Below are 12,799 nucleotides of genomic sequence, written 5' to 3'. Positions count from 1 at the left end.
CGCCACTCAGGCGATCGTATCGACAACACCACCGTCCACGCGCAGTGCCGCTCCGGTACTGGCCGATGCCTGCGGCGAGGCAACGTAGACCACCATGTTGGCAACCTCCTCGACACTGGCGGCGCGCCCGATAATCGAGCTCGGGCGCTCGCTGCGGACGAAGTCGGTGGCGACGGCCTCGATCGAACGCCCGTCGACCTGCCCCTCCAGCATCGCCTGCACGCCCTCGGAAAGGGTGGGGCCTGGCAGCACGGCGTTGACGGTCACGCCCGTGCCGGCCAACCGCTTGGCCAGACCGCGCGACACTGCGAGATTGGCGGTCTTGGTGACGCCGTAGTGGATCATGTCCGCCGGGATGTTGAGCGCCGACTCCGAGGAAATGAAGATCACGCGGCCCCAACCGCGCTCAACCATGCCCGGCGCGTAGGCGCGAGACAGGCGCACGCCGGAGAGCACATTGACTTCGAGGAAGCGCTGCCACTCGCTGTCCGGCGTCTCGAAGAAGTCCTGCGGGCCGAAGACACCGGCATTGTTGATCAGGATGTCCACGGAAGGCTCGGCGGCGAGCAGTGCGTCACAACCCTGCGCGGTGCCGACGTCTGCAGCGACACCGCGCACGCTCGCATCCGGCACCGCGGACCGCAGTCGCTCGACCGCAGCCGCAACGCGCGCCTGCTGCCGCCCGTTGATGACGACAGTCGCCCCTGCGCACGCAAGGCCGGTCGCGACAGCGAAGCCGATACCGCCGGTGGATCCGGTGACGAGGGCCGTGCAACCGCTGAGATCGATGCGCATGAAGCGTCTCCAGTTTGAACTGGGCGCAGTCTAGAAGGCGACCGTAGTGGCATGAATATCCGATGCAGACGTTGATCTCTTGCAAATTCCGCAATAATTGGCCCGCATCCATCGGCCACAACTGACCGTGAGCGACCATCTCAGCGAGTTGCGCAGCTTTGCGGCAATCCTCGATACGGGCAGCATCGCCGGGGCCGCACGCCGACTCGGCGTATCGGCCGCGGTGGTCAGTCGCAGACTCGCCCGGCTGGAACGGCGCCTGGGCACGCGCCTGATCCAGCGCACCACGCGTAGCCTGACGCCCACCGATGCGGGTGCCGCCTTCCACGTACGCTGCGCTCGCATCCTGGCGGAGTTGACCGATGCCGAAGACGAAGCCGCCAGCGGCAGCAGGACCGTCTCCGGCACGCTGCGTGTGACCTCCACCGTCGCCTTCGCGCGTAGGCTGGCACCGCTGCTGAAAGAGTTCCAGAACGAACACCCGGCCCTGCATGTGCAGCTGCACGCCAGCGATGCCGTCATGCCGCTGGTGGAGGGTGGCTTCGACCTCGCGGTGCGATTCGGCGCGCTGTCCGACTCCTCGCTGATCGCGCGCCCGCTGGCCGCCAACCGGCGCGTGATCTGCGCAACGCCCGAGTACCTGGCACGCAGAGGATGGCCGCGCTCGCCGGCCGATCTGTCCGCCCACGATTGCGTGCGCATGGGCGACCCGCCGCAGTCGCACTGGCGTTTCGCCGATGGCACGAGCATTCCGGTGTCGGGGCCGCTGGCGAGTTCCGACGGCGATATCGCACATCAGTGGGCGTTGCAGGGTGCCGGACTGGTGCTCAAGTCGATCTGGGACGTGCACGAGGATGTCGCCGCCGGGCGCCTCGAGGTCGTCCTACCCGAGCACCCGCTGCCGGCCTCTCCCGTCCACGCCGTCTATCCGCACCGGCGCTTCTCGCCAGCCAAGCTGCGGCTTTGCATCGCGCATATCGGTGATGCGCTCATCCGCCGCGCCACGGTTATGGGGCTCCCGGCTGCGGCACGCTGAAGCGCAGCCGACCCGCCACAGGGACGGATCAACCGGCGGGGCAGTCCCTGTCCGGAATCGCGGGACAAGCGCGCTGGCGCAGCCAGCCGTCGGCGAGCTCGGCGATGGCCATGGCTTCGCTGGGGAAGGCGGCCTGCAACTCCGCGATCAGCTCTTCCATGCGCGCCGCGTCGCCGACATGGCGCTGATGGAAATCGGCCAGGGCCGCATCCAGCGGCCCGGCACCCACCAGCGCCGCGACCTCCCGGAAGAAGCGCGCACCCTTCATGTAGGGCACCTGCGACCAGAGCGGATGCTCATCAAGGGTGATGGCATTGCAGCCATCGGGGCGGGCCACGGTATTGCGCTGCTCATCGTGGCAGATACGCTGCAGGCGGCAATCGTACTCGGGCCAAATATCCACGCCCTGCCGGCCGAGCGCGCGGGCGGCCATATAGCTGACCGTGCCTTCGGAGAGCACAAAGTCCTCCCAGCAGGCCATGCGTACGCCATTGCCGAACCAGCCGTGCGCGGCTTCGTGCGCGTGCACCTCCGGCTCATCCATCGCATCGGCGGCGACGTGCCAGAAGGGATGGTGCTCCATGCCACCGAAACCCGCTTCCCAGGCCGCGCTTACCGAACCCGCCACATCGCCGTAGCGGTATGGGCCGTAGGTCTGCTCGTAGAAATCCATCACCGCCACCAGATGCGCCGTGCCGGTCGCCGCTGCGCTCGCGGCTGCCGCCGGGTACCAGGCCTTCAGCCGCGTGCCGGCCTGCGTCGTGCCCAGATCCAGTTCGGTGAATGGCCCGACGGCGACAGCGGGCATATAGGCCGGCGCCGGGGCCGGAATCGTCGCCGGGTACACGGCGGTGTCGCCTTCGGCGACGCCATTGATGGCGAGCGTGTAGGTCTGCCCTTCGGCCGGCGCCGGCCTGCAGGGGAAGAGATTGCTGCAGAACGCTGGCCAGAGGAAGCTGAGACCAGCACCCGCCATCCAGCCCTCGAAGGCCTCCTGGGCCGCGAAGCGATAGTCGATCGTCACGACCACCGGCGCCCCGGTATCCGGCACGCCGACGTCGAGGCGCCCGTCGCGCACCCGATAGGTCAGCGGGCCGTCTGCGCCGCGCACCGCATGGATGTCGAGCCCCCCGACCGCCCATGAGGCGCCCGGCGCCTCGCCGTCAGCCACCGATATCACGGCCCGGCCGGTCATCGTCGCGAGGTCGAGTTCCAGATCGGTGTGCAGCAGCGCACGCTGCCAGTTCTCGCGCGCCGGCGGCGGCTCGCTGTCGCTGCCGACATCGCTGTCGCTGCTGCACCCGGCAACGGCAAGCAGCAGTGCCGCCGCTGCCGGCCACGCGCGCCCCTCAGGCATCGACGACGATGCGGCGCGCGTGTGGGTATTGGCGATCTGGGCGCGCGTGCCCCAGCCTCCCGGAACCAGGAGGATATCCAGCCGGGGGCAATCGGCGAATGCGTAATCGGGCACTACCGTCATGCCGCCGTTGGCGCGCACCGGACGTGTGCTCTCGGCCACCAGCACCACCTCGAAGGGCGAGGCCGTCGTGCGCCGCTGGTCCTCGTCCAGCCGCGTCACCGAAAAGACCTCGAAGGGGCCGCAGAAATCCAGAACCTCGGCGTTCTCGAAGACGACGATGCCTACCCGATGTGTCGCCATCTTCCGCTCCCGCGCCTTCGGCAACGCAACTGACCGACACAGCTTAGCCCAGGCGCCAAGCGATGCGCTGGCATCCCGCCGCAAACCTCAGAGCAGCTTGCGCATCACGTAGCGCGCTAAGGCCACGCCGCGACGCATGACGCGCTGACGCGCTGACGCGCTGACGCGCTGATGCGCTGATGCGCCGCAACCGTAAAGCCCTGGAGGGAAAAGAAGGGCGCGGCAACCAGACTCGCCTCGGTGCACAGCACCCGTACGCCGCTTGCGGACAGGCGCCGCTCGGTCTCGCCATAGAGCGCCGAGGCAACGCCCCGCCGCGCATATTCCGGCGCCGTGTAGAGCAGATCGATATGACCGTCGGTGCTGAAGCCGATGAAGCCCGCCAGCGCGTTGTCTGCTTCGGCGACCAGCACCTGCAAACGAGCCAGACGACTGCGCCACGCCACCAGATCCGGCAACTCGGGCGCCTAGACCGCGCGCTGCGCGGCGTCGTAGGCATCCGCCGCCAGCGTGTGAATCGCCGCCGTGAACAGCGCGACAACGGCCTCCAGATCGCCCTCGGCATAGACCCGAATCTTCATGCGCGCCGCGCTGGCTGGATCGCCGCAAACGACGCAGCTAGACTTGTGCCGCAGTCCGCCATCGCGACGGAGTCGATCCGGCAATGAAGCAGTAAGCCCCCGCACCGAGCTTCCGCGCCCCGCACCGGGGCGCTCGCTTTCGCGTGCAGGCGGCAACCTGCCGACAGCAGGGCAACCGCCGCCTGCCCGCCCGCCGGGAGGCAGCCCATGTCGGTCATCGGTCGATTCTCCGATCTCACCGTCGATTTCAACGATCATCGCCTCTTCCACGATCTGGCGGCCAGCCTGGAGGAAGGCGTCACCGCGCTGGTCGGCCCCAACGGCCGCGGCAAATCGGTGCTGCTGAAGCTGCTAGCCGGCGAGCTGGCGCCCACCACGGGCGACATCCAGTGGCACCGGCCCCATTATCGCGTCGACCAGCTTCAGCGCCTGCCGGCCGGCCGCGTCGCCGATGCGCTGGGCGTGACGCACCTGCACGACACCTTCGCGCGCATCGCGCGCGGCGACGCCGAGCCGGCCGACCTCGACCGCGTTGCCGCGCTCTGGCATCTGCCGGCGCAGTGGCAGCAGCAGCTCGCCGATGCGGGCCTTAACACGGACATGGAAAGGGCGGTCGACACGCTCAGCGGCGGCGAGCAGAGCCGGCTGGCGCTGTGCGCCGCCTTCCTGCGCCGCAACCATTATCTGCTGCTCGACGAGCCCAGCAATCACATGGATGCCGCAGGCCGCCGGTGGCTGCTCGAGCGGCTCAAGGCGCACCCGGGCGGCGCGCTGGTGGCCAGCCACGACCGAACGCTGCTGCGCGGCGCCGACGCCGTCCTCGAGCTGCGCGCGGACGGCCTGCGCCGTCACGGCAGCTACGAGGCGCTGCAGAACTGGCGGGAGCGCGAGGCGGCAGCGCTGGAGCAGCGCATCGACGACGCCGAGAAGCAGCGCCGCCGCCTGCGCGAGGAGCGCCAGGCCGCTGCCGAGCGCGCGGCCAGACGCCGCCGGCAGGGAGAGAAGCAGCGCCGCTCAGGCTCGCAGAGCAAGATGCTGCTCGATAAGGGCGCCGAGCGCGCCGAGAATCGTGGCGGCCGGAACAGGATCGCGCACGCGCAGCGCGAAGCCCGCGTCGCGGCACAGCTGCAACGGGATCGCGCACAGCGCGAGGCGCTGCCGACACAGCGGCTCCCGCTGGCCGGCGATGGGCATGGCGCTGCCGTGCGCCTGCATCTGGAAGCGGTGACGCTGCCCGGGAGCGCGCATGCACCGCTGTCGCTGACGCTGCGCGCCGGCGAGCGCTGGCGAGTGCACGGACCCAACGGCTGCGGCAAAACGACGCTGCTGAGGATCATGGCGGGCCGGCTGGCACCGGAGTCGGGCAACTGCCGGCGACACGGATCCTGCGTCTACCTCGACCAGGACTTCCGCCTGCTCGACCCGACGTCCTCGGCGGTCGACAACCTGCGGCGCCTACATCCGGAAGCGGCCGATGCCGACTGGCGCACGCGCCTGGCCGGCCTGCGCCTGCCCGGCGACGAGGCGCTGCTGCCGCTGGCCGCGCTCAGCGGGGGCGAGCGGCTCAAGGTGGCCCTGCTCGCCGTCACCGGCGGTGCCGAACCACCGGCGACGCTCCTGCTCGACGAGCCCGACAACCACCTGGATCTGGATTCCCGCGAGCTGCTCGAGGCGGCGCTGCAGAACTACAGCGGCACCCTCGTCGTCGTCTCGCACGACGAGGACTTCGTCGCGCGCATCGGCGTCACCCACACACTGACGCTGTGACGGCGCCGCCTCCGCTCAGGGTATATCGGCGTGCTCGGTGCCCTCGCCCGGCGTGATGAAGAGCATGCGCGTACCGGGCTGCACGCGGCTGGCCGTATGCCAGGTGTTGCGCGGCACGACGACGTAGTCCTCCGGCGCCGACAGCGCGACTACGTCGTCGCCCGCGTCCCGGCGCAGGGTGATTTCCGCCGCGCCGGCGAGCAACACGACGATCTCGTCGCCGTGCGGATGCCGCTCCCAGCTGCCCCAGGGCGTGTCGAAGGCGTGCAGCGAGACCAGGACGTGCCCGCGGAAGCCGTCGTAGCGCTCGTCGAGCTGCTGGTAGATCGCGGGCGAGACGTCGATGGGCTCGACGCCGTGATTCGGCTTCAGGACAGCGAAACTTTCCGTGAGATTCATCCCTGTGCTCCGTGCTCGGTATAAGCGGCGAGATTGGCCAGCGTCGAGCGCAGGCCGACCTGGTGATCCTCGCGGCGGATGCCGCTCGGCACATCCTTGCAGGTGATCGTCACCTCCGTGCCGCCGGCAACCGGCGTCAGTGACGTGACAACCGTCATCGGCCCGAAGAATGCCGGATCCTCCGAGACGAAATCGATCCGCTCGACGACGCGTGCATCCGGCACCAGCTCGACAAAGCGCCCCTCGAAGACATCGGCGTGCTTGCTGGTCTTGCCCGCTACAGCGTGTCCGGCATCGCTGTAGGCGAAGGTCATGCAAAAGCCACCGCCTTCGCGCGCATCGAAGGTGTGCACCTCGCAGCGCATGCCCGCCGGCGGTCGCCAGCGCGCCATGGCGCCGGGGTCGAGCAGCGCCGCGTAGATCACCTCCGCGGGCGCCGCAATCACGCGTGATGCGGAATCGGTTCTCATCCAACCACCTTTCGAGGCCACTGGTGCTGGTCGAATGGCGCTGCAGAAATTCGACGGCGAAGCCTGAGGCAACCGTCTCGGCTCAACCGCGCTCAGAAGCGGCGATCCACCACCTGCTGCACGAAACGCTCTGCCGCCTCGGTGATGGTCTGACTGACATGAGCGTACTGGCGAGAAAAGGGCGGCCACTTCTCGCCAAGGCCGATGGCATCGTTGATGACGAGCACCTGACCATCGCAGGAAGCCCCTGCGCCGATACCGATCGTCGGCACCGGCACTGACCCGGTGATCCGCGCGGCCAGTTGCTCCGGGATGTGCTCGAGCACCAGCATGAAAACGCCCGCCTCGACGATGGCCGCAGCCTCGCGCCCAATGCGCTCGGCGTCATCCGCTTGTCGGCCGACCTGCTTGAAGTCCGCCGCGGTCTGCGGGGTCAGTCCAGTATGACCGACCACGTCGATGCCACCAGCGACGAGATGGCGGATCACCTCCAGCTTCGGGCCTTCCAGCTTGATGCTGTCGGCACCGGCATTGATCAGCAGCCGCGCATTGTGCAATGCCGTTTCCGGATCGCGATCGCTGTCATAGGGAAGATCCCCGACGATGTGCGTACTTGGCGCACCCCGGCGCACCGCGCCGATGTGGTACTGCATGTGTGCCACTGTGACTTCGCGCGTGCTGGCCAAGCCCATCTCGACCATCCCCACGGTGTCACCGACGAGAAGAACCGGTAGGCCGCCTTCTCAAGGCAGCGGGCGATCGGTGTCGTGTAGGCGGTCAGCATGGGAACGGACATCCGCCCCTTCATCGCCTTCAGCGCGCTCGCGTTGTGCTTGCCGTCAGCCATCCGTCCTCAAGTTGCGCGGCACTCCCGATCGAGTGCGCAATTCTAGGCAATCAACGCACCGGCAGCGCAGGTGGCAGAAGCCAGCGATGCGACCGTGCGGACGTGGTTCCAGCGCGTCCATTCGCGCTTATAGAGCGGCCAGTATTGCGCGGCCTCGGCGGAGGCCGCCTCCATACGCGCCAGCCGCTCGTTGCGCGGGACATTGCAGCGCATCGTGACCGCGAGCGGGCCGACCAGATACAGCAGCGCCGCGACCAGCAGCTGCGCGGCCTCGGGCGCCGGCAACACCTGCAGCGCGGTCACCGCGGCGAGCGATGCCAGCAACGCGGTGCCGAGGAAGGCACCGAGGAACCAGGCATTGAGCACGACGACGTTGATGCGCTGCATGGCCGCGACGCCGGCCTCCGGTGGCAGCTGGCCGAGGGCGCGCATCACGAAGGAGGAGAAAGCGAAAAAGACGCCGCCCACCGTCGCCGCACCGAGGCAGAGCAGCAGCGAAAGCATCGGGAGCAGCGATCCGAGCACGTCCTTCTATACCCGAGCTGCGTCCAGGGCTTCCGCCAGATGCGCGGCAACACGTCGGGCTGATCGGCCGCGCGCCGATGCCAGACGGCCATGGTGATGTGGCCGGCGATGACCGCCAGCAGCGCCCAGCCGAGCCGTCCGTGCAGAAGGTTGGCGGGCGCGATCGTCCAGGCGATCTCCCTCTCGTCTTCCCAGCCGCTGAACAGCGGCATGCCCCGAGTGTAGGACACGGCTGATCCGCCCATAGCGTCGCGTGTTGTCCTGAATCGACACATGCCCTCCGACTTTCATGAAGGACCGGCTTCGGGGCAGCTTAACCGCGTGCCACTGGTGCGCGACAGTATCCGCGCGAACTCGCCCCGGCCTTGGGCAGTCGACTTGAGAGGGCCGACGGCATGTCGGCCCCGCCGCATTCACAGATAAAGGAGGCACCGCGTGCAGGTACAAATCAATCCAGCGGATGGCATCACACTCTCGGAGGCGCTGGAGCAACACATCCACGACAAGCTGGAAGCGCTGGAGAAGCGCTTCGGCGACCGGCTGACACGGATCGAGGTGCATCTCAAGGACATCAACGGCCCCAAGGGCGGTCCGGACAAACACTGCAAGCTTGAGGCGCGCCCGCGCGGCCTGCAGCCGGCTGTGGCCGAGTCGACCACGGAGGACGCCTACGAAGGCATCAGCCTGAGCGCGGACCGGTTGAAGAAGGTGTTGGAGAAGCAGCTCGGCAAGCGCGGCGAGCGTGGTTAGCCAGACGCTTCCCGCAGCGCAAGATCCGCATAGGCACCCGCGACCCGATCGCTGGCGGCAATACCGAGCGCCGCCATCAGCGCCTTCGCGGTGACGGCGCCGTCTTCAGCACTCTGCTCCGGGCCGAGCACCACCTCGATCTCGAGGAAGCATCCGAGCCCGGCCACCTCATCCAGATGAACGCGCGTCCGGCCAACGAGCAGGAGCGTTCGCGTCTTCCGTACGACCGTGCGGACGCCGAGCGCGGCCGCCAGCGTGTCCTTGAGTGCACCGGGGTCGGGTACCGGCACGCGCCGGTAGGTGGCGGTCTTCGGACCCGCCGCGTCCTCGCGCTCGTACTGGATCAGCTCGCCGCTGCCATCGCCGCATTGCCGGAGCTTGAGCCGGCCGTGCGGCACGTGGAAGAAGGTGTCCTCCTGCTCGATGCGCACGGGCGGCCCATCCGCGAGACGCGTGGCGATGGCGGTCTGTGCCGGGAAATCCCGCGCGCGCGCCTTGATCTCGATATTGCGTGCCACGCTGCCTCCCGCTGGTGCCGGCATCCGCCGCCGTCCGCGCATCATCGCGCCTGTCGCGCACCGTCGCAGCCGCGGGAACCGCCAGAGGTCAGTCGCGCGACTCTTCGACGTGCCCGATCCTGCGCTCTCCAGAGCCGAGATCGCTGTGCGGCTGCTCGATGGTGGCCACCCGCGAGGTCTTGACCGGAAACAGCCGCGCCAGTCTCGGAAAGTAGCGCAGCAGGTGAAAGGCCAGCCAGCGCCACACGCGCCACAGCGGGTGGCGCCGCGCCACCTCGACACGCTCCACCCGGCGCGCGTGCCGGCGCAGCAGGTGCTCCAGGCTGGCGCGCAGCGCACGGTTGAAGGCGCTGTCGCGGATGACGAGATTCGCTTCCAGATTCAATGACAGGCTGAAGGGGTCGAGATTGCTGGAGCCGACAGTGGCCCAGGCGTCATCCACGACCGCCACCTTGGCGTGCGATGGGCGCTCGGTGTACTCCCAGATCTCCACGCCCATGTCGAGCAGATAGTCGTAGAGCGTCTGGCCGGCGAACTTGACGTAGCCCTTGTCCGGGTTCCCCTGCAGCACCAGCCGAAGCCGCGCGCCGCGCTGTACCGCCTGCCGCATCGCGCGCAGGAAGCGCTGGCTGGGAAAGAAGTAGCTGTTCATGATGATGATGTCGCGCCGCGCGCTGCGCAGTCCCATCAGGTACACGGCCTCGATGTCATGCCGGTGGCGGTCATTGTCGCGAGTGACGAAGAGCGCCTGAGCACTGGCCCGCGGTCGCATCCAGTCCGTCGGTACGCGCCACATCAGCCGCCGCAGGCTGCTGCGCCGCTTGTTCATCGATGCCCCGATGGCCTCGGCACAGAAGGCGCGGATGCCGTCGACCGCCGGCCCCTCGACCCTGACGGAGTAATCCTGCTTCGACTCCGCGCCGTAGTAGTACATGTGCGCGTCGGAGAAATTGATACCGCCAACATGTGCGATGCGCTGGTCGACCACCACGATCTTGCGGTGCAGGCGATGCAGCAGATTCGGCTGCATGCCGAGCTTGGGCGGCATCGGCCCGAAGACGTGCAGCCGAACGCCGGCATCGGTAAGCGGCTTGATGAAATCCTTACCCAGCGTCGCCGAACCGTGCCCGTCCACCGTGACATCCACTGACGCCCCGTGCGACGCCGCCTCCAGCAGCGCCTCGCGCAGCGCCCGGCCGATGGCGTCGTCGAGCCAGATGAAGGTCTCCAGGATGACCTCCTCGCGCGCGGCCCGGATATCGGCGAAGACGGCAGGAAAGAACATCTCCCCGTTCTCCAGCAGGGTGAGAGTGTTGCCCTCGCTCCAGTCGTGGGGATGGTTCATGAAACGGCCGCCAGTTCCAGCGTCAGCGGCGCGTGATCGGACAGCCGGCTCCACGGCCGCCCGTGGAGAACCTGTGGCCGCGCGACCTTCAGATTGCGTGCGTAGATGCGGTCGAGCCGCAGCAGCGGCAGCCACACCGGAAAGGTGCGCGGCGCCCGGCCGAGGGCCGCCACGAAGACCTCGCGCAGGCCGGCGCCATCCGCCAGTACGGCGTGCGCGCGCTGGCGCCAGTCATTGAAGTCGCCGGCCACCGCCAGCGGGTCCTTCGCAGGAATCTCGTCACCGACCATCGCGCACAGCCGCTGCAGCTGTTCGCGCCGCTGCGCCTCGGAAAGGCCCAGATGCACGCAGATGACATGCAGCGGTCGCGCCCAGCCCGGCACATCCAGCACACAGTGCAGCAGGCCGCGCTTTTCCTCGTCCGCCACAGAGACGTCGTGGTTGCGGAAATGCGTGATGGGAAACTTGCTCAGCACGGCGTTACCGTGATGCCCCTCCGGGTAGACCGCATTCTTGCCATAGGCATAGGCGGACCACACGGTGTCGGCAAGAAACTCGTACTGGCCCTGGTCCGGCCAGCGCTCCCAGCGCGTGGAGAGTTCGCGGTGCGCGCCCAGCACCTCTTGCAGCAGCACAACATCCGCTCCGGAAAGGCGAATGGCCTCGCGCAGCTCGTGCAGCACGAAGCGACGGCGCCATGCCGAGAAGCCCTTGTGCATGTTCAGTGTCAGCAAACGGATACACGCCTCCCTGCCGGAGCATGAGCCGGCGACCATGCCAGCGCCCGCCTTAACACCCGCATCAACTGTCGGCGAGCCGAGCGGACAGGCGCCGGTGCAACCACGCCGCCAGCGCCACGCAGCCCAGCGCCAGACCGACGAGCACGGTTATGCCGCCCGCGTTCGGATCCTGCAGCACCTGGCGCAGCTGGAAGCCGACAACGCCCATCAGGATCAGGCTCGGCAGCACGCCGATCAGCGTACCCGTGACGAAAACCCCGGTGCCAATGCCGCCGGCACCGAGGACGACATTCACCACAGGGTAGGGCGCCAGCGGCACGATGCGTAGCAGGATCAGGCCCGGCAGGCCGCCTACGCGCACCACGCGCAGCGCCTTGTCCACCGTATCGCTGCGCAGCCGAGCCAACGCGCGCTGCCCGAGGCTGTGCCCAGCCCAGAAGGCCGCCAGCCCGGCGAGCAGGCTTCCATAGAGTGCGTAGCCAATACCCCAGAATGGCCCCATGGCCAGGATCAGCGCCAGATTGAGCGCCATGACCGGAAACATCACCGGCGCGGCGGCCAGATACACGAGGCCGAGCGTCACCGGCGCCCAGGGGCTGCGCGCCAGCGCTTCCAGCTCGCCGGACAGCTTCTCCGAATTCGCCCATTCGCCCAGAGGCGTCCATTGCCACAGGCCGGTCAGACCAAGCAACAGCACCGTCAGCGCGGCAAGGCCGAGCCATTTCCTGTCAGGCAGCGCCGTCAAGGGGGATTTCCGAGCATTCGGCTGCAGCCGAAATGCAGACAGTAAAGCGGCGCTGCACCGACGCACGGGCAACCGCCGCGGAAAGGAGCCCCCGGCCGCCCGGCCGCTATCCGCAGCGACCGGACGCAAGAAGCGGCCCTCAGTCCGTCGCCTCTTCCATCTCGTCACCGGCCTCTTCGGCGGTTTCGTCGATGGATTCGCCCATCTCCTCGGCCGGGCCGTCCGACTCGCAGCCGGTGAGCAGAACGACAGAACCGGCGCCAAGCATCAGCGCCAGAGCCAACATGCGGAGATCGCTCACGCTACGGAGCTTATTGAGCACTGTCATTTTTCACACCCTCCATGATGCGATTGATCTTCTCGGCGACGACTTCGCGTGTCTCGCCGTACTTCTGCTGGATCCGCGCCTTCAGCTCTTCGATGTTGCCTTCGGCGCGGCGTACTTCATCGTCGGTTAGATCCGCCCATTCCTGCTTGATCTTGGCGGTGACCTCGTCCCACTTGCCTTCGAGTTGATCCCGATTCATGGACCCTCCTTCGACATGTATTGAGCGGGCTATCCTGCGAATTCTTCAAGTCACCAGCATTAACCTGGGTTAATGCCCGGTCAATCCGCCAGCC

Annotated in this window: 16 protein-coding genes and 1 pseudogene; 3 read left to right on the top strand and 14 right to left on the bottom strand. The window is 68.0% G+C overall.

Features of this window, described 5'->3' with window-relative positions:
- Window positions 1-6: 6 nt before the first annotated feature.
- Window positions 7-795: an SDR family NAD(P)-dependent oxidoreductase gene (locus tag U743_RS17000; protein ID WP_043770096.1), complete on the bottom strand. Its 789-nt coding sequence runs from the start codon at window positions 793-795 to the stop codon at window positions 7-9.
- 127 nt (window positions 796-922) lie between these two features.
- Between U743_RS17000 and U743_RS16995 the strand changes: the two genes are divergently transcribed.
- Window positions 923-1,831, top strand: a complete 909-nt coding sequence (locus U743_RS16995) for a LysR family transcriptional regulator (RefSeq protein ID WP_052368466.1) — start codon at window positions 923-925, stop codon at window positions 1,829-1,831.
- 28 nt (window positions 1,832-1,859) lie between these two features.
- On the opposite strand, the gene U743_RS19355 is transcribed toward U743_RS16995, so the two are convergent.
- Window positions 1,860-3,491, bottom strand: a complete 1,632-nt coding sequence (locus tag U743_RS19355; protein WP_052368333.1) for a M1 family aminopeptidase — start codon at window positions 3,489-3,491, stop codon at window positions 1,860-1,862.
- A gap of 116 nt (window positions 3,492-3,607) precedes the next feature.
- Entirely contained in the window at window positions 3,608-3,949 is a 342-nt protein-coding gene (locus U743_RS16985; RefSeq protein WP_198022100.1) for a GNAT family N-acetyltransferase, read from the bottom strand.
- 330 nt (window positions 3,950-4,279) lie between these two features.
- Between U743_RS16985 and U743_RS16975 the strand changes: the two genes are divergently transcribed.
- Window positions 4,280-5,839, top strand: coding sequence for an ATP-binding cassette domain-containing protein (locus U743_RS16975; protein ID WP_043770092.1), 1,560 nt, complete (start codon window positions 4,280-4,282; stop codon window positions 5,837-5,839).
- A gap of 15 nt (window positions 5,840-5,854) precedes the next feature.
- Here U743_RS16975 and U743_RS16970 read toward each other — a convergent pair whose 3' ends face one another.
- The 5 genes and pseudogenes from U743_RS16970 to U743_RS19815 all read right to left on the bottom strand — a co-directional run bounded on the left by U743_RS16970 (window position 5,855) and on the right by U743_RS19815 (window position 8,292).
- Window positions 5,855-6,238 (bottom strand): cupin domain-containing protein, encoded by a 384-nt coding sequence (locus tag U743_RS16970; protein ID WP_052368332.1) that lies wholly within the window; start codon window positions 6,236-6,238, stop codon window positions 5,855-5,857.
- Window positions 6,235-6,708 carry an SRPBCC family protein gene (locus tag U743_RS16965; protein ID WP_043770088.1) on the bottom strand — a complete coding sequence of 158 codons (474 nt, stop codon included), beginning with the start codon at window positions 6,706-6,708 and terminating at the stop codon, window positions 6,235-6,237. Before U743_RS16965 ends, U743_RS16970 begins: the two co-directional genes overlap by 4 nt.
- 92 nt (window positions 6,709-6,800) lie before the next feature.
- Window positions 6,801-7,555, bottom strand: a pseudogene (panB, locus tag U743_RS16960) (3-methyl-2-oxobutanoate hydroxymethyltransferase).
- A 42-nt stretch (window positions 7,556-7,597) separates the two neighbouring features.
- Window positions 7,598-8,059, bottom strand: a complete 462-nt coding sequence (locus tag U743_RS16955; RefSeq protein ID WP_198022098.1) for an anthrone oxygenase family protein — start codon at window positions 8,057-8,059, stop codon at window positions 7,598-7,600.
- Window positions 7,987-8,292, bottom strand: coding sequence for a cytochrome b/b6 domain-containing protein (locus U743_RS19815; RefSeq protein ID WP_198022097.1), 306 nt, complete (start codon window positions 8,290-8,292; stop codon window positions 7,987-7,989). The genes U743_RS16955 and U743_RS19815 overlap by 73 nt, the downstream gene beginning before the upstream one ends.
- Before the next feature lie 223 nt (window positions 8,293-8,515).
- Here U743_RS19815 and U743_RS16950 point away from each other — a divergent pair, with 223 nt between their 5' ends.
- Window positions 8,516-8,830, top strand: a complete 315-nt coding sequence (locus U743_RS16950; RefSeq protein WP_043770083.1) for an HPF/RaiA family ribosome-associated protein — start codon at window positions 8,516-8,518, stop codon at window positions 8,828-8,830.
- On the opposite strand, the gene U743_RS16945 is transcribed toward U743_RS16950, so the two are convergent.
- The 6 genes from U743_RS16945 to U743_RS16920 form a co-directional block, all read right to left on the bottom strand.
- Window positions 8,827-9,348: a class IV adenylate cyclase gene (locus U743_RS16945; protein ID WP_043770081.1), complete on the bottom strand. Its 522-nt coding sequence runs from the start codon at window positions 9,346-9,348 to the stop codon at window positions 8,827-8,829. The genes U743_RS16950 and U743_RS16945 overlap by 4 nt on opposite strands.
- Before the next feature lie 88 nt (window positions 9,349-9,436).
- A complete protein-coding gene (clsB, locus tag U743_RS16940) occupies window positions 9,437-10,693 on the bottom strand; it encodes a cardiolipin synthase ClsB (RefSeq protein WP_084191634.1) in 1,257 nt (418 codons plus the stop codon).
- Window positions 10,690-11,469 carry an endonuclease/exonuclease/phosphatase family protein gene (locus tag U743_RS16935; RefSeq protein WP_052368331.1) on the bottom strand — a complete coding sequence of 260 codons (780 nt, stop codon included), beginning with the start codon at window positions 11,467-11,469 and terminating at the stop codon, window positions 10,690-10,692. Before U743_RS16935 ends, clsB begins: the two co-directional genes overlap by 4 nt.
- A gap of 25 nt (window positions 11,470-11,494) precedes the next feature.
- Complete coding sequence (locus U743_RS16930) at window positions 11,495-12,178, bottom strand: TVP38/TMEM64 family protein (RefSeq protein ID WP_043770079.1); 684 nt, start codon at window positions 12,176-12,178, stop codon at window positions 11,495-11,497.
- Between the two features lie 139 nt (window positions 12,179-12,317).
- Window positions 12,318-12,479, bottom strand: coding sequence for a hypothetical protein (locus U743_RS16925; RefSeq protein ID WP_198022096.1), 162 nt, complete (start codon window positions 12,477-12,479; stop codon window positions 12,318-12,320).
- A 10-nt stretch (window positions 12,480-12,489) separates the two neighbouring features.
- Window positions 12,490-12,705: a CsbD family protein gene (locus tag U743_RS16920; RefSeq protein WP_043770073.1), complete on the bottom strand. Its 216-nt coding sequence runs from the start codon at window positions 12,703-12,705 to the stop codon at window positions 12,490-12,492.
- Between the last annotated feature and the right edge of the window lie 94 nt (window positions 12,706-12,799).

It is taken from the genome of Algiphilus aromaticivorans DG1253 (assembly GCF_000733765.1).
Lineage (GTDB): Bacteria > Pseudomonadota > Gammaproteobacteria > Nevskiales > Nevskiaceae > Algiphilus > Algiphilus aromaticivorans.
This window is presented reverse-complemented; position numbering and strand designations above follow the sequence as displayed.